Consider the following 16625-nt stretch of genomic DNA (forward strand, 5'->3'; position numbering starts at 1 on the left):
AGCGCCGTGCCGCCCGCGGCCCGGTCAGGCCACGTCCGCGCCCGCGGGGAGCGGCTGACGGAAGAACACCGCCGACGCCAAGGTCACGCGGCTGCCGGGGCGGAGCAGTTCGACGGTGTCGGGCCAGACCGAGGGGGCGGGGAGGTCCAGGCGCCGCGCGAGGTGCGCCGCGAAGCGGGGTACGACGGGTGCCGCGACGGTGGCGAGCAGGCGGGCGGCGGCCAGCTCCAGTGCGACGGCCGTACGGGTTTCGTCCGCCCAGGCCGGGTCGTCGGCGCGCAGCCGCTGGGCGGCGGAGAAGCGGGCGGCGTCCTCGACCAGGCCGGCGAGTTCGGCCGCGGCATCCCGGAGCGAGAAGCCCGCCGGGCCGAGCGCTCCGGTGACGGCGGCCAGCCGGGTGCCGAGCCGGGCGAGGAAGGCGGAGTGTTCGGGGGTCCAGTTCCCGGCGTCCGGGGCGCGGCCGCCGTAGTACTTGGCGGCGCGGGCGCCGAGGTCGTTCAGCCAGTGCTGCCAGGTGCCGATGAGGGTGTGGGTGAGGGTGGCCTCGTAGGCGGAGCGCCGGAAGTCGGTGCGCCTTCCCTCGGGGCGGGTGGAGGCGAGGAAGTAGCGGACGGCGTCGACCGTGTCGGGGCTCAGGATGTCCTTGCCCCAGAGGGCGTGGCGCCGACTGGTGGAGAACTTGCTGCCTTCCAGCAGGTAGAACTCGTTGACGTGGTAGTCGATGTCGGCTTCCCAGTCCGGGTGGGCCAGTTCGTAGAGGACGGGGTAGAGCAGTGAGTGGTAGAAGCTGTTGTCGTAGCCGAAGAAGTGGACGATCTTCCAGTCGGGGGCCGGGTCCGCGGCCTTCCACGGCCGGCCGAGCCGCGCGCCGAGCGACTGGATCGCGTGCAGGAAGCCGTAGCTCATCTCGGGCCACACCCAGATGACCTGGCCGGGCACCTCCCGGCCGGCCGGGGGCACCCCCCATTCGGCCGGGTGGGTGAGGGGCAGGTCGAACCGGGGGCGGTCGAAGACGCGCCGCGCGAGCTCGGCGAGGCGGGCCGGAACCCGGCCGAGGCGGTGGTGTTCGCGGACGGTGTCGCGGAAGGCGTGTACGGGCAGGGAGTAACGGCTGATCCGCTCTCGGCGGGGCGGGGCGGAGGACTGCGCCGAGACGGGGGCGGTGAGGTCGTGCACCAGGTTCGGCTCACCGCACTCCTCGCAGATGTTGCCGCCGGTGTGCGCGGGGCAGTGCGGGCAGCCGCCGCTCACGTCCACCTCGTACAGGTAACGGCCGCTCTCCGCGTCGACGAGGGCGTCGGTCTCCTCCACGGAGACGACGCCGGAGGCGATGACGCGGGCGAAGAACTCCCTCAGACCGTCCGGATACCCGGGGTCGGTACTGGTCACCGTGTACTGGTCGATGGGAACGTCCATCAGCCGCAGCGTCTCGGCGATCTCGGCGCTGTAGTGGGCGGCCGTCTCGGCGGGGGTCCGGCCCTCCTTGGCGGCGGCGGTGACCACGTAGCTCTGGTGGTCGTCGCTGCCCGTCAGGTGGTATGCCTCCGCGCCGGTCATGCGCTGGAAGCGGACGTAGGCGTCGGCGCCCAGGTAGGGGCCGGACAAGTGGCCCAGGTGCAGGTCTCCGTTGGGGGTCGGCGGGGTGGAGAAGACGAAGACGGGGCGGTCGCCGAAGGAGGCGCGCCCGGTGTCGGCCGCCGATGTCAGGGCCCGGCGCGGGTCGCGCCAGTACTGGGTGACGAAGACCAGATCGCTGTCCCCGGTGTTCTCCAGGACGTGTGACTCGAAGGGTTCGAAGAGGACGACGGTACCCGGCTCCGCGAGATGACGGGCGCCGTCCACGACGAACTCACCGCGGCCGGCGACGATCACGAAGCACTCGGTCTCGTCGTGGTGGTGGCCGGTGGAGCGGACGCCCGGCGCCACCCGGCCCCAGCCCGCACCGACACCGAGGCCGTCGATGGCGCTCATGTCGATGCCGAACGCCGCACCGAGCGCCTCCGGGTCGTACCTGCTGATGATCACTTCGGTTTCCTCGTTTCGTCCGTCGGGGTGCGCTGGAGGTGCAGGAGGCCGGCCGCATCCGCCGCGACGGCGGGGGCCAGCCGGTAGCCGGAGCCGCCGGCCGCGCCCGCGAAGACGAGGCGGCCCGCGGCGTCGAGTGCCCTGACCACCGGGCCGGAGCCACCGGGGTGGTAGGCATCGCAGAAGACCCGGCCAGAGGCGCAGTGTGCGGCGAACTCCGGCGCGTAGCGGGCCAGGAGCTCGCGTGCTTCGTACAGGTTCTGCGGAGATACCCCGCCCCACAGCCGGTCCGGGGTGACGTCCCACTCCTGGCAGGTGTAGCTGAACAGCCAGTGGCCGCGCTCGTGCAGCGGCAGCAGAAAGGCATCCTCGTCGTGGAACACCACCGCGCCGTCCCCCGCGGACGGCGGGATGTCCACGTGCAGGGCCACGATCTTCTTCACCCGCAGCCCGAGCGGTTCGAGGGCCTCGGCCCACGCCGGGTCGTCGAGCCAGGGCCCGGGGGCGAGGACCACCCGGCCGGCGGTGACCTGGGCGCCCGTGCCGAGGCGGAGCACGACGTGATCCGGGCCGGGGTGGACCGCCGTGGCCCGTACGCCCTCGCGGAAGGCGGCGTACGGGCGCAGGGCGCGAGCGATCCGCGCGGTGAGCGCGCCCACGTCGGCGTACTGGCAGCCGTCGGCCGTCCAGGCCGCACTGCCGTCGGGCACCGCGACCCGGCCTGCGGCGACCGGGCCGGGGGCGGGGCGCAGCCGGGCGGTGGGCACGTACGCCGTGTGCAGCGCGGCCTGCGCATCCGGACCCGCGCCGCAGATCACCGTCATCCCGAGCGGGTGGACGGGCACGCCGGGCTGGGCCGCCCGCAGTTCCTCGTACCAGTCCTGGCTGTACTCGGTCATTCGCCGGACCCGGTCGGTGGCGCCCCGGGGGAAGTGCAGCCCGGCCGAGCGGCGGGTGGCGCCGGAACCGACGGCGTCGCGGTCGAGGACCATGACGGTGGTGCCGGGGCTGCGGTGCAGGACCTCCCGGGCGGTCATGCAGCCGATGACGCCGGCGCCGACGACCGCCACGTCGACGTACGCCCTCTCCTCGGGGCCCGGTCCGGCGGTCCGGGGTTCGGCCGGGTCGGCGGGCCCGGCCCCGGTGCGGGCGGTCACCGGCCGTTCCACGGCTGCTTGGAGTCCGGTTTCGAGGACCACTCGACGAAGGAGGCGAGCTGCTCGTCGCTGCGGACCCCGCGCAGCCGGTCCGCGATCCGGCGGCTGCGCCAGGCGTTCAGGCTCAGGTTGACGTCGGCCAGCCCGCGCTGGGCGCGGACCGCGTTCTGCAGGAAGACGGCGTGCTGCGGCGGGCCGTCCCAGCGAACCGCGAAATCCTCGTCCACGCGGAACTCGTCACCCTCGCGCTCCAGCCGCCCCTCGATGGGGGCGAGGAACTCGGCGGGCGCGGGCCGGAAACCGGTGGCCCAGATGACGAGGTCGGCCTCGTGCTGCTCGACGGCGCGCGGCTCGTCGTTGTGCCGGGCAGTGATCTCCCAGTTGCCCCGGATTCCCCGGGTGACGGTGGTGACCTCGCGGTTCGGGTGGAGCCCGACCAGATCGGGCAGCCCCTCGACGAACCGGTGGAGGTAGAGCTGCTGGTAGATGGCGCGGAGCGTGTACTCGGAGATCCCGTCGCTGCTGAGCAGGGTGTCCTGGTTCACGCTGCGCCGGGCGCCGGCCGGCAGGCCGTAGAAGTGGTCCGAAAAGGACGGCGTGTAGAAGTCGTTGGTGAAGGGCGAGTCGTCGATCGGGAGGTAGGTGCGGCGCCGGGAGATCCAGGAGATCCGTCGCGGCCGGTCGGCTGCCGGGCGGGATATGAGGTCGAGGAACGCCTCGGCTCCCGACTGGCCGCCGCCGACGACCATGATGCGCTTGCCGGCCAGACCCACGGCACGCGTGATGAATTCGCTGACGTGGAACTGGGTGGGGCCGAGCAGTTCACGGGCCTGCGGCGGGACGTACGGGTTGCTGCCGACTCCGACGACGACGTTGTCGGCGGTGACCGTGCGGCGGCTCGTGCGGATGTGGAAGACCCGGTCGAAGGTGACCTCGTGGACCTCCTCGCCGAAGACCACGTCGGGATTGCGCTCGGCGGCCCAGGCCAGGTAGTTGCGGAACTCCTGGCGTGGGACGGCGGAGAACTGGGCGTTCAGGAAGTGGTAGACGCGGCCCTGGTCATGGAGGTACGAGAGGAAGGAGAACCGATTCGTCGGATCGGCGAGGCTCACGAGGTCCTTGAACAGGGAGACCTGGAGCGTGCTTCCGGGCATCTGCTGGCCGTCGTGCCAGGCGAACGCCTCCTTCCGGTCGAGGAACAGACGGGTCACGTCGGGGTGTTCGTGGAGCAGTGACGCAAGGCTCAGGTTCGCGGGCCCCACGCCGACACCGACGCACCGGTAGTGCACGGGCGGGTGGCCGCGGCTCTCGTTCCCCATGTCCGGACCTCTTCCTTCGCATGCGAGTGGGTGTCAGAAGGTCGATCACTGGCATCGATCACGGGCCCCGCGCATCGGCACCACAGGGCGGGCGTCATACGGCCTGCTCCCGGAAGACCGGCGCGATGCCGTGTTCCCGCAGGAAGCCCAGCCAGCGGGGCGCTTCCTGTCCCACGGCGGCGCAGTGCAGGCCGGCAGGCAGGGCGCCGTCCAGGACCCGGGTCACGCCATAGGCGAGCGGGAGCGAGACGCACAGGGCCATCGCACTCTCCTGGGCGGTGCCCACGAGGTCCAGCAGGCCCTCGCCCCGCCAGCCCGGGCCGTCCCGCTCGGTGCCGAGGGCCAAGGAGACGGCGAGGACGACCCGGTCGCGGTCCTCCCCCGTGGCCGGATAGCGCTGGGCGAGGTCCTCCGCGAGGGCGCGGACCCGGTCGGGGTCGCCGGTCTCCACGATGCGGAAGACCGGCTGCCAGGCCGCCTGCCAGCCGCTGTTGCGCAGTGTGCCGCGGACGAAGGTGCGCAGCCGCCAGCCGTCCGGGATGGCGTACTGCGCGGTGAAGGGCACGCTGTCGCGGTTGGGATACGCCTCGAAGTCCTCGCCGCCGAGCCGTAGCGCACGGGTGGCCTCCCACGGGCGGGAGCTGGTGCGCGCCACGCCGTCCTCGATGTGCCGGGCGGGCTGGGCGAGGGCCGACAAGACGCCGTACGGGGCCCAGCTGAACCGGTAGCGGAACGCGTTCGGGACGGCCGGCAGCCCGCCGCAGTACGAGGTCAGGTCGACGGGCCCGGCGCTGTCCCCGACAGCCTTTCGGGCAGCGGACACCAGTTCGTGCGCGAGTAGGTGGTCGATGCCGGGGTCGAGTCCGGCCTCGGTCAGCACCACGAGCCCGGCGCGGCCCGCTTCCGCGGCCAGGGTGCGCAGTTCGGCGGAGACATAGCTGGTACAGGCGAAGTGGGCGCCCCGCGCGATCGCCAGCCGCAGCAGCCCCGCGTGCTCGGTGGCCGGCAGCATCGAGACCAGGGCGTGGCCCGGACCCAGCAGGTCCGCCAGCTTCCCGTCGTCCAGGCCGTGGGCCTCGGCGCGGCCGGTCAGATCGAGCCGGTCGAGCAGGGCCGTGGCCTTGGCCTGCGTACGGCCCCATACGAGGACCCGGCCGGCCCGTTCGCACAGCAGGCCGAGCCCGCTGCGGCCGACGGACAGGCCGGTACCGATCCAGTGCACGGTGCCCGCGGGCCGGGCGGGGCGCGGGGCGGCACCTGGCAGGGCGTCAGACATCGCTGGTGTCCTCCTTGACGGGCTCGGCGGGGACGGATCCGGCGGCCGCGCTCCAGGGCCGGACGGTCCGGGGAGAGGCTGGGGTGGGGAGCGGCTGGGGTGGGAGCGAGCGGGGTGGGAGCGAGCGGGACCGGACGTACCGGGCCGGTCAGCGGGCGGTCCGGAAGGGAGCCCCGCGGTCCGGATCCCCGCCTCCGTGCACACGCCACCAGGCGCGGCCCTCCTCCGGCAGGGTGTAGAGCGGGTCGTAGTACTCGTGGAGCCGGTCGAGGTCGTCGGCGTTCCCGCTGTCCGCGGCGGTGCGGTAGTTCTTCGCCCAGTACGAGATCCCGCGTACCCGGTCGTAGTCCGACAGCTGGTGCATCCAGCGCTTGCCGACGAACGGTACGTCGCACACGATCCGCGGGGTGGCGAAGCCCGGAAGGTAGCCCATGATCGCGTGTTGCAGGTCCTGGGCCTCGGCGACCGAGGTCCGCCAGTGCTCACTGAACGGGATCATGTCGCACATGTAGAAGTAGTAGGGCATGATCCCGGCCCGGTCGAGCAGCGCGAAGCACAGGTCCAGCAGGGCCGCGGGCGTGTCGTTGACGGTGCGCAGGAGTACCGCCTGGTTGCGGATGTCCCGCAGTCCCGCGTCGAGCAGCAGCCGGGCGGCTTCCGACACGCCAGTGGTGATCTGCTGGGCGGCGTTGGCGTGGGTGTGCAGCGCGATCTGGACCCCGCGGGCGCGCGCGGTCGTGGTCAGCCGGGCGATCCCGGCCAGCACGGGTGCGGCCGTCCAGTGCTGGGGCAGTCCGATGACGGCCTTGCTGGCGAGCCTGATGTCCCGGACCGACTCGACGTCGAGCAGCGACTCGACGAAGGACTCCAGGCGCGGCCAGGGGACGTTGGCGACATCGCCGCCGGAGACGACCACGTCGCGGACGGCGGGGGTCTTGCGCAGATAGTCGATCATGGACTGGAGCCGGGCGTCGTTCTTGAGGGCGAAACCCGCTTTGGTGATCTGCGCGGTGGAATTGCCGACGAGGTCCATGCGGGTGCAGTGCCCGCAGTACTGCGGGCAGGTGGCGACGAGTTCGGCGAGGACCTTGGTGGGGTAGCGGTGCGTCAGCCCCTCCGTGGCCCACATGTCGCGCTCGTGCAGGGAGTCCCGCTCGGCTCGGGGGTGGGAGGGGTGATCGGTCCTGCGGTCGGAGAACACCGGCAGCATGTAGCGGCGTACCGGGTCCGCGTAGTAGGCGTCGGTGAGGCTGTCCGGACCGGTGGCGGCGACCCCGGGGGCGATGGTGTTGATCATGTACGGGGTGACGAGCATGGACATCGTGGCCCGCTCCCGCTGGTCGCGCTCCAGGTCCGCCAGGAAGCGGTCGCCGAGCGCGGGTCCGGTCACCTCACGGAGCTGGCGGAGATTCTTGACGCAGTGGGCCCGCTGCCACTGCGCGGAGTCCCACTCCTCGTCGGTGACGTCCCGCCAGCCGGGTAATCGGCGGCGGTCGGGCTCCGCAGCCGGACTGTAGGCGTAGGCGTAGGGCTGTGGCAGGCCGTCGAGCATGGGGGTCCTCTCCGTCGGTCCCGCGCGGTACGGGAATGCGGTGCAGGAGGTACGACGCGCTGTGCTGTCGGGCGGGGCGGGGCGGCGGACGCCTTCCGCCACCGCCGTGGGGTGCGGGTCGGGAGCGCCGGACGGCTTCCGTCCGGGGTGGCGCGGGCCGCGGTCATGCCCCGCGGCCACCGGGTGGGCGGAGGACGAAGTCCGGTGCGCAGACGGTGGATCCGGTCGACACCTCGTCCAGGGTGCGGGCACCGGCCAGCGCCCGCCGGTACGGCTCGCTCAGCTCCACCAGCACGTCGTCCAGCGGCTGTCGCACCTGTGGCAGCCGGCCGAGCGCCGGCTCCAGCCGAGTGCGCCACCACGCGCGGAGCCGCGGGTCGGCGCCCTGGCCGGTGGTGACCGTCCCTCGGCAGCCGGGCGACGCACACCGGCACTCCATGCTCCAGCCGGTGTCCTCGGTGAAGGTGGCGTAGTCGCAGCTGACCTCCTCACCCGGCGCGATGTCCCGTACGGCCACTCCGAAGTCAAGCCCGAGATCGAGGACGTTGGCCTCGCAGGAGTGGTTCATCAGGTATGCGCCGAGGCAGGGCAGCAGCAGGCTGCCGTCGGCGAGCAGGTGGCCGTAGGTGTCGAGCCGTTCGAACCGGTCCGCGGGCAGGGCCGCGACCTGTTCCTCGGTCCAGCGGGAGCACGTGGCGCACGGGCACCACACCGCCGTGCCGGCCGGGATCGGCCGGGTGGCGAACAGCCCCACGTTGTGGGTGTGGCTGGCACGGATGTCGATTCCGCTGCTCAGCACGGGATCACGCCAGCTTCAGGGTGTCGGCGAGCCGGGCCTCCAGCTCCTCGGTGCTGGCCCTCGTCCGGCCCAGGACGAGGTAGCGCCACTTGCCGTCGAAGGCCAGGGTGTCGGCGGTGAGGACGACTCCCTCGTCGGCTCCGGGGGTGAAGTCCAGTCCGGCGGCCCGCACCCGGGCCAGCCCGGCCGCGAAGTCGGTTTCCACCCCGCCGGGCCGCGAGTCGGCGATCCACACCGAGGCGGCCGCCCGCTCCTCGCCGAGCAGCCGGCGCACGAGCAGGTCCAGGTAGGTGCACCCGGTCTTGCGGACGTTGCTCTCGGTGGCGTAGAGGGTGTCGTCGGCGGTGATGCCGCCGTCGATGTCGAACGGGCCGCGGTAGCCGGCCCCGTGCAGCCGACGGCCGAGGGCGAGGCCGCCCGCCACCAGCTCGTCGGTCGCCCCGGAACTCGCCACGAGCGGTGTGACCTGGCCGCTGAAGCTGCCGTTCGGAGTGCGCATCTCACCGACGTGCAGGACTTGCGGCCCGGCGGCGTACACCTCCATCTCGACGGTCACCACCCGGGCGAAGTCGAGACGCTGTTCGACGACCCAGCCGGGCGGCTGCTCGGCGACCGAGTGGAGGTAGCCGGCGAGTTCGGTATCGAGGCGGGGCAGGTCAGCGGCTTCCCAGAAGCGGACCCCGTAGCCGTTGGAGCCGCGGACCGGCTTGACGACGGCGGCGCCGTGGGCGTCGAGCACCTTGCGCAGGGCGGCCGCGAGGTCCTGCGGGTCCGCGCAGGTGTGGCCCTCGGCGACGCGGATCCCGAGCTCGGCGGCGATCCGCCGGAAGCCGCTCTTCGTGTTGACGGCGTACACGGCTGCGACCGCGCTGTCCGGGACCCCGGATTCCGCATAGCCCTCGACCGGGACGCCGAGTTCGGCCGCCAGTTCGAGGGCGGGGCGGTCCTGCGCGAATGCCTGGAAGCGGATGCCGGGCCGACCGCGGACCTCCTCACGCAGCCGGTCCACGAGTCCGTTCGCGCGGACGGCGGCGGTGAGCGTGGCGAGGCCCTCGGCGGGTGCGTCGAGCAGGGTCACGTCCGCAGGGGCGAAGCCGAGCAGGTCGCAGGCGTAATCGCACAGGGGCTTCGACATGGCGCGCGGGGTGACGAGCACGTCGCCGGGGCGAGTGAGCCAGATCTTCCGCGGGGACACGGCGACCAGGGCATCGGCGTGCCGGTGCACGGGAACGGTGACCATGAGTTCGTTGACGAAGTTGCCGAAGACGAGCAGGGGGTAGTCGCGCCGCGAGGCGGTGCTCGGCACGGCGGAGGAGGTGCTCGGCACGGCGCTGGCGGTGCTCGCCCCGGTACCCGGGTCACCGGTCATCCGTGTGGTGTCCATGTCCGTCACTCCCCCGCCTTGACGCCGCCGTAAATGGCGTGGCCGGCCTTCATCCAGTAGACGTCGACCTCCCGGAAGCCGGCCGCGCGCAGCCATTGGAGCTGGTCCAGAAGTGGGGACGGCTTGTCGAGCTCGTCCGGGTACTCGAAGCAGCTCCATTCGAGGGCGTGGAACTGGTCGTACGGTCCAGTGCCACCGGTTCCGGCGAGGCCCTGATCGCGTACCGACTCGTTCCACATACGGCGGGCCAGGGCGAGGCCGCGGTCACCGGCGGGCTGGACCAAGTCGGCGATGACCAGTGCCCCGCCGGGCCGCAGCATGGCGTGCACGTCGCGGAACAGCTCCTGTTTGCCCGGGCCGTCGAGGTGGTGGACGGCCAGCGAGGACACGACGGCGGCCGGCGCCACGGGGCGCTCGCGCCAGGCCGACTCCGGGAGGTCGAACTCCTCGGTGCGGAAGCGGGCGCCGTGTCCGGCGAGTTCCTTGGCGGCCACGCCCAGCATGGTGGAACTGAGGTCCATGCCGACGACGGTGGCCAGCGGGAACCTCCGCAGCAGCGTGTCGCTCAGCCGCCCTTGGCCACAGCACAGGTCGAGGATCTCGGCCGGCTCGTCGATCGGGGGAATCAGCGAGGCGACAACGTCCATCTGGACGTCTCGATCGGGGACGAAGTAATCGCCGAACTCGATGAACTCACTGGAATCTGCCTCTTTCCAGTCCTGTTGCACGTCCATGCGGTTTCTCTCCTGTTCATCTCGCCACAGTGGATTCAGTGGAACGGCACGCAAGAGCGCAGGCGCCGAAAGCGGGAATCCTGCTTTCAGGATGTGCAGAGGAATTCGCGGACGGACTTCACGACCTCTTCCGTGGCGTCCGCATGGCACATGTGGCCGGCGCCTGCGAGGACCATGCCGGTGCAGCGGGTCACCGATCCGGCCAACAGGGCGACGTGCTCCGGCCCCGCCCACCCGTCCAGGTCTCCGGCGAGCGCCAGGGTCGGGCATCTGACGGCGGACAGGTGTTCCATCTCCCGGTCGAGGACCGGGAAGACGATTTCGTTGAAGTAACGCAGGGCGTCCACGTTCGCGGGCCACCCGGCCAGTTTCGCCTGCCAGGCGGCGACCCGGTCCGTCATCGGCCCGACCCACAGCGGGATCACCTCGGCGATGAGCCGGCCGAGGCCCGCGTCGTCTGCCGGATAGGCGTCGCCCTGCGCCGCCAGCGCGGCGAGCGCCCGCGCCACGGCGGGCTCGGCACGCCGGGCGTGCTGAAACGCCTGCGCCTGGGCCTCCGCCCGGTCCCCGCCATATGCGGGGGTGCCCAGCAGCACCAGCCGCCGGACGAGCTCCGGGTACCGGGCGGCGGTCAGCGAGACCACCGCGCCGCCGTGCGAGTGTCCGAGCAGGTCCACCGGACCGCCGGCCGCCTCACGGCGGATCCAGGCCGCCAGGTCGGCGGCGTAGGACTCCACGGAGTAGTCGCCGTCCGCGGGGCGCGCGCTGGACCCGGCTCCCCGGGGGTGGACGATCGCCACCGTGCGACGGTCCGCGAGGCCGTCCAGCGGTTCGAGGTACCGAGGGTCCATGCCGGGCCCTCCCGGGTGGCACACGAGCAGCGGGCCGCTGCCGCGCCATGTCGTGGCGAGCGGTACGGCGGAGAGCCGTACGGGTGCCATCACCCCTCCTTCGGGATGAGGAGCCGGGCGCAGACCGCGGCCACCAGCGCTATCGCCGCGGCGATGGCCAGAGCCCGGGCCGGGCTGCCGTTGTCGACCATGAAGCCGCCGACCGCGGTACCCACGGGGAAGCCGATCAGGTTCACGCTGATCGACACCGTCATCACCCGGCCCAGCCGGTCCGGTGCGGTGCGCCGCAGCCGCAGCGACATCAGGCTGACGTTGACCGTGCCCTCCATCACCCCGAACAGGGCGAGGCCGGTGCCCAGCGCGATGAGCGACCCCAGGGCGCTGAGGGGGTAGACGGCGAGGGCGGACAGGACGAGGGCGCCCACCATGAAGCGGCGCTCCAGCCCGGCGTGCACGTACTTGCCCGCGAGCAGCGCGCCCGTCCCGCCCGCCAGGCCGAGTACCGCCCAGATCACGCCGACGTACCGGCTGGAGGACGCCTCGTCGGCGACGTGGCCGGCCACCGCGACCGGGACGATGATCACGAGCATTCCGTACGCCACCTGGAAGACGGAGTACGAGGCCGCCAGGCCGCGCAGCGTCGGGTTGCGCAGCAGGTACGTGATCCCCTCCCAGGCCGAACGCAGCAGGTGCTGCGCGGGCTCCGCCGGATCGTTCGCCGGGTCCCCAGGGTCCTTGCCCGCCCCCACCCCGCCACCGCGCAGCAGCGAGAGACTCAGCGCGGCGAGACCGTACATGGCGGCGATCGTGAGCAGCGCGGGGTTGGCGCCGGACAGCGCGAAGAGCGCGCCCGCCACGAGCGGCCCGCCGACCTCGATCACGGAGTACGTGCTGAGGTCCAGGGCATTGGCCCGGTCGTAGGCCGCGTCGGGGACGAACTGCGGGAACAGGGTACGGATGCCGCCGTCGGTGAGCGGACTGGTGATCGAGAAGAGTCCCAGCATGACGTAGAGGACGGCCGGGGTGAGCCGGTCGAGGAAGGAGAAGACGGCGATCCCGCCCACGAGGACGGCACTGACCGCGGTGTCCAGGGCCACGGCCCGCAGGGCCCCGAAGCGGTCGAGCACGGCACCGGAGAGCGGGCTCACGAGAAAGCCGGGGAGCGTCAGGAAGGCACCGCTGAGACCCGCGACCTCGGCCGAGCCGAACTCGGCGATCGCGTACAGCACGACCACGAAGAGGAGCATGCCGTGTGCCAGCCGGGACAGACAGGCGGCCAGCAGCAATTGGGGAACGTTACGGCTCGACAGCACTCTGCGGTACGTGACGGGCGGAATTGACGCTTCGGGTAAATCAGTGGGCCGTGGGGTCATGGTGTCGCGCTCACCTGCTGCTCATCTCCTGAGGGCGAAGGTGATGGGTGGTGTCCCGGACAGCGTGACATATTGCCACGCGCTGACGCCCTGTGGAAGCCTCCCCGGAGATCACCGATATCCGTGAGCAAGACAGAACTGACCGGAAAACGCCCGTGGGCGGAACGAGAAACCGACCTGGAGGCAATCTCTTTACCGTCGACTTGAAGTCGGCCTGGTATCGACTGTCTTGACACGCCTGGAGCGGACAAGGAGACGAGAGTTGTGACCGCGAACGAACCAGCCCGGGCCGGCCGCCGCCAGCTCGGCATTCTCTACCTCGGATGGCAGCGCGAGGCCGTCGAAGCGCTTCGGGACCTGGGGGCCGACGTGACGTGTGCGGTCTCATTCTCTGAGCGGTTCAAGCCATCCGAGGAGGGGTTCACGGGGGTGGTCGTGGTCGTCCGCGACCACACGTCGGTGGAGGAGGTACTCGGCGCGCTGGCCGATCTGGGTCTTGCGCCGGCCTCCTTCCGGACCGTGTGCACGGAGGACGAGTTCGCGATGGTGACAGCCGCCGTTCTCGCCGAGCTCGGCTGCGCGCAATCCTTCCTCACCCCCTCCGTCGCACTGGCCCTGCGCGACAAGGGCCTGCAGAAGCGACTGGTACGGGAGGCCGGGCTGCCGGTGGCCGACAGCGTGCGCTTCCCCGGGCTGGACGCGCTGGCCGAGGCCGTGGAGGACGGTTCGGCCGGACTGCCGTTCGTGGTGAAACCGCCGGCCGGGGCCGGCTCGGTCCACACCCGGGTCGTCCGCGATGCGGCCGGGCTCGCCGCCTTCACCCGGAACGTGGGGGGCGCCCCCGGCCCCTGGCTGGTCGAGTCGTTCGTCCCCGGCGAAGAACTGCACGTCGACGGAGCCCTGCGCGAGGGCCGGATGGTGGTCGTGTCGGTGAGCCGGTACCTGCACAACGTGGTCGAGGTGCACCAGGGCCGGCTCGTGGCCTCCGCCACCTTGGACACCGCAACCGAACAAGCCCTGTCGGACGCGCTGACCTCGCTGACCGAGCGGGCATTGCGCGCGATCGGGCACACCGACGGGGTGTTCCACCTGGAGGCGTTCCACGACGACGGTGCCTTGGTCTTCAGCGAGTGTGCCGGGCGGATCGGCGGCGGAATGATCCTGGAGGCCGTGCGGGGCAAGTACGGGGTGGACCTCTACCGGGAGTGGGCCGCGGCGGTCCTCGGCCTGCCCTCGCCCGCGGCGGACCGGGACGGGGGCGGGGACGGGGACGGCGGTGGGGTCGGCGCACCGGGTGCCGGGCCGGAGCAGGACTCCTTCGGCTGGGTCAACCTGGCGGCGCCACCGGGCCGGATCCGGGTCCTGCCCTCGCAGGCGTCCATCGAGAGCCGGCCGGGGGTGGTGCAGGGGCAGTTGTGGGCCAAAGCGGGCGACCGGACCGGGGACATGCGCGAGGGCTCCCACCTGCTGGTGGCGAAGGCACTGGTACGGGCCCCTGCCGAGGCGGCGGTTCGGGACCGGCTGGCCGAGGTCGGAAAGTGGTTCTCGACGGCGCTGGAGATGGAACCCTCGCCCGTCGCCGATACGGACTTACCGTGCAGCGGGGGCCGGGGAGACGGCGGTTCGGATGTCTGAGGTCCGCGGGCCCGGGGTCCGTACGCTCTCGCTCGCCGAGGCGGCCGAGCTCAGTTCCTGGACCGCCCTGTGCGGCTCCGCGGACCTGTTCTGCACCCCGCAGTGGCTGGCTGTGGAGCAGACGGGCACCGGTCCCTGGGTGCCGACGGCAGCCGGGTGTCTGGTCGTTCCGGCATCCGCGACCGCGTCCGGGGCGGGCGACGAACGGCTGCTGGCCGGAATGACGGTGCAGCGCTTCGACCGGTCGGTGGACGACGACACGGTCCGGCTCGACAAGATGCTGGTCTCCGGGGCCGGAACGGGTGCGGGCGCGCAGGAGCTGGCCGAGGCCCTGCTGCCGTCCCTCATGTGCGGCGGATGGTTCAACTCCACGGTGCTGGACGCCCCCGGCCTGCCGGAGCCGGAAGGGGTGGCCGCCCGCCGCGCTCTGGTCGCCGCGGCTGTCAATACCGCACGGTCCTCGGACTGCCCGGCCGTCTTCCTCCCGTACGTCGACGCGGCCGACCGGCGGCTGCGCTCCGCTCTTCGGGCGGCCGGCTTCATGGAATTCCCCGCGCCCGCCCGGCACGTCTTCGACTGCGACCACCCGGGGCACGACGCCTACGTGGAGACCCTGCCCTCGCGGCGCAAGGTCCGGCTGCGCAAGGAGCTGCGGCAGTTCGCCGAGGCCGGTGTGGTCACGGCGCACTCACCGCTGGACGCTTCCAACGTGGAGCGGATCGCGGCTCTCGCGCACAACCTGGAGCGGAAATACGAACAACTGTCCTCCCTCGCGCAGTTGACGGAGTGGTTCACGGCCATCGCGGCGAACACCGACGCCTCGGTCTTCACCGCGGCGCTGGACGGCCGGCTCTTCGCCATGTCGATGTGGCTGCGCCACGAGGAGCGGCTGTACGGCTTCCACGCGGGCTTCGACTACGAGATCGGCGCGGGCCTGCCCATGTACGCGGTGGTCGGCTACCACCTGCCGATCGCGTACGCCTGCGCGGAACCGAGCCTGCGGACGATGGAGTACGGGATCAGTGCGGACGAGGCGAAACTGCTGCGCGGCACCCGGGCGATGCCTCAAGTTCTGGCCGTCAAGCCGCTGACGGGGCGGGCCGAGCGGGCGCTCGCCGCATGCGCGGGCGCGGATCCGGACCGGGATTCGTAGCCGTGGCGCCGTACGGGCGCTGCTCAGGAGGCCGGTTCCCAGGGCCACCGTCGACCGTGCACCGAAGGTGCCGCCCGACCTGGTGTCGGGAGCGGCTGGGCGGGCACGAGCGAAGGCATGACTCTGCTGCTGCTGTTCTTGCTGCCGCTCGGCCTGGCCCTCGTACTGCTGACGACCACCGAACCCCGACGCCAGGGTCGGCACCGCAACCACTGAAGACCCGTACACCAGCCGCCGTCAGATTTCCGAGCCGGCATCGGTGATGTGCACGACGGTGGCGTGGTCGGCTCCGGGCCTTCCTCTCGTCGGAGTGCGCGCCGCTCCCGACCGGGGGGGGCCGACTGGCGGCCGGCCAGGAACGGGCGGGACCGGCGGCGGCTGGGGCTCGATGCGTTTCACGTGGGCGTGTTGCCTTTCGGAGCGGGAGAGAAGCCGGCGGGTGGGGGCGCCGTAGCGCCCCGCCCGCTGCCCCCGGTCGCAGGAGGCTCCGTTCGCCACCGGTCGGCATCCGTGCGGTGGGCTCGACGACTGATGTCGTCCGGCAGGCCGGAAGGCCTCGGCAGGGGGTCACTGAAGTGGTGGGCCGCTATCCGCGCCGCGTGCTGGGCGTTGAGCAGGTGGATCAGACGCATTCCGATGCCGATGGCGAGGACGATCACCGCGATGAGGACGACGGTCTCCACCGAGCTCACCGCCAGCCGTTTCGGGGCAGCGGCAGGGATCTCCGTCGCATCGGGCTCCCGAAGGGGGATGCGGAGGCGCCGCCTTCGCCCTCCCACGTGGCCTCCCGGCGCGCGGCGTCACGCATGCCGCGCCCGATGACGGCTTCGTTGGCCATGAGCGTGCCTGCGGTGAGGACACTGCCCGGGATCGCTGCGGCGGCCATCAGGCGGGCGCCGGCTGCGGGTGCGGTCTCGGGCGGGATGACGAGGAGGTCCCAACGCCCGACGGTGTAGGAGAGGAGGATCAGCTTGTCGGGGTCCTGTTCGGTGAACCAGCCCACGTGCATCTTGCGTCCCTCCACGGCCACCTTGCGCGGGATGACGGGCCAGCGGGTGGGATTCACGGTGACGCGGGTGATGCGGCCCCATGGTTCTTCCAGGGCGGCGGCGAGCGGTGGGAGCTCGGCTTCGAGGTCGCGGGAGTGCGGCCACCAGGCCCCGTCCAGCTGGCCGGCGAGCGTGGTCTTCGGGGTGAGGGACAAGCGGGTCGGGACTCCTGCGGCGAGGTCGCGGGGCGCGGTCCGGTCGAGGGTAGCGGTCATGGTGCAACCTGCCCCCGGGCTGCCCGTCGGCAGCCCGGTCTCTAGGCGATCGCCAGAAATGACACCCGCGTGGAAGCCGGTGTGCGAAGTACTCCCGGTGCTT

General features: G+C 72.1%; 13 protein-coding genes. 2 read left to right on the forward strand and 11 right to left on the reverse strand.

What is annotated here, in order from left to right; all coding sequences use genetic code 11:
• Nucleotides 1–24: 24 nt before the first annotated feature.
• From ACZ4M3_RS16795 to ACZ4M3_RS16840, 10 genes are all read right to left on the reverse strand, one after another.
• On the reverse strand, nucleotides 25–2025 hold the full coding sequence (locus tag ACZ4M3_RS16795; RefSeq protein ID WP_467733229.1) for a class I tRNA ligase family protein: 2001 nt from the start codon (nucleotides 2023–2025) through the stop codon (nucleotides 25–27).
• Complete coding sequence (locus ACZ4M3_RS16800; RefSeq protein ID WP_467733231.1) at nucleotides 2022–3182, reverse strand: NAD(P)/FAD-dependent oxidoreductase; 1161 nt, start codon at nucleotides 3180–3182, stop codon at nucleotides 2022–2024. The genes ACZ4M3_RS16795 and ACZ4M3_RS16800 overlap by 4 nt, the downstream gene beginning before the upstream one ends.
• Complete coding sequence (locus ACZ4M3_RS16805; RefSeq protein ID WP_467733233.1) at nucleotides 3179–4501, reverse strand: lysine N(6)-hydroxylase/L-ornithine N(5)-oxygenase family protein; 1323 nt, start codon at nucleotides 4499–4501, stop codon at nucleotides 3179–3181. Before ACZ4M3_RS16805 ends, ACZ4M3_RS16800 begins: the two co-directional genes overlap by 4 nt.
• 94 nt (nucleotides 4502–4595) lie before the next feature.
• Nucleotides 4596–5777, reverse strand: a complete 1182-nt coding sequence (locus ACZ4M3_RS16810; RefSeq protein WP_467733234.1) for a saccharopine dehydrogenase family protein — start codon at nucleotides 5775–5777, stop codon at nucleotides 4596–4598.
• Between the two features lie 148 nt (nucleotides 5778–5925).
• Nucleotides 5926–7329 carry a KamA family radical SAM protein gene (locus ACZ4M3_RS16815; RefSeq protein ID WP_467733236.1) on the reverse strand — a complete coding sequence of 468 codons (1404 nt, stop codon included), beginning with the start codon at nucleotides 7327–7329 and terminating at the stop codon, nucleotides 5926–5928.
• Nucleotides 7330–7492: 163 nt separating this feature from the next.
• A complete protein-coding gene (locus ACZ4M3_RS16820) occupies nucleotides 7493–8128 on the reverse strand; it encodes an SET domain-containing protein (RefSeq protein ID WP_467733238.1) in 636 nt (211 codons plus the stop codon).
• Nucleotides 8129–8132: 4 nt separating this feature from the next.
• The gene (locus ACZ4M3_RS16825; RefSeq protein WP_467733240.1) at nucleotides 8133–9512 is read right to left on the reverse strand and encodes a preATP grasp domain-containing protein; all 1380 of its coding nucleotides are present in this window, start codon (nucleotides 9510–9512) and stop codon (nucleotides 8133–8135) included.
• 5 nt (nucleotides 9513–9517) lie between these two features.
• A complete protein-coding gene (locus tag ACZ4M3_RS16830) occupies nucleotides 9518–10246 on the reverse strand; it encodes a class I SAM-dependent methyltransferase (RefSeq protein ID WP_467733242.1) in 729 nt (242 codons plus the stop codon).
• A gap of 86 nt (nucleotides 10247–10332) precedes the next feature.
• Entirely contained in the window at nucleotides 10333–11187 is an 855-nt protein-coding gene (locus ACZ4M3_RS16835) for an alpha/beta fold hydrolase (RefSeq protein ID WP_467733244.1), read from the reverse strand.
• A complete protein-coding gene (locus tag ACZ4M3_RS16840) occupies nucleotides 11187–12383 on the reverse strand; it encodes an MFS transporter (protein ID WP_467733246.1) in 1197 nt (398 codons plus the stop codon). The genes ACZ4M3_RS16835 and ACZ4M3_RS16840 overlap by 1 nt, the downstream gene beginning before the upstream one ends.
• A 351-nt stretch (nucleotides 12384–12734) precedes the next feature.
• Between ACZ4M3_RS16840 and ACZ4M3_RS16845 the strand changes: the two genes are divergently transcribed.
• The gene (locus ACZ4M3_RS16845) at nucleotides 12735–14105 is read left to right on the forward strand and encodes an ATP-grasp domain-containing protein (RefSeq protein WP_467733248.1); all 1371 of its coding nucleotides are present in this window, start codon (nucleotides 12735–12737) and stop codon (nucleotides 14103–14105) included.
• On the forward strand, nucleotides 14098–15258 hold the full coding sequence (locus ACZ4M3_RS16850) for a GNAT family N-acetyltransferase (protein WP_467733250.1): 1161 nt from the start codon (nucleotides 14098–14100) through the stop codon (nucleotides 15256–15258). The genes ACZ4M3_RS16845 and ACZ4M3_RS16850 overlap by 8 nt, the downstream gene beginning before the upstream one ends.
• A 688-nt stretch (nucleotides 15259–15946) precedes the next feature.
• On the opposite strand, the gene ACZ4M3_RS16855 is transcribed toward ACZ4M3_RS16850, so the two are convergent.
• Nucleotides 15947–16522, reverse strand: coding sequence for a DUF5994 family protein (locus ACZ4M3_RS16855; RefSeq protein WP_467733252.1), 576 nt, complete (start codon nucleotides 16520–16522; stop codon nucleotides 15947–15949).
• Nucleotides 16523–16625: the final 103 nt, after the last annotated feature.

It is taken from the genome of Streptomyces sp. NPDC026522, from assembly GCF_055567555.1.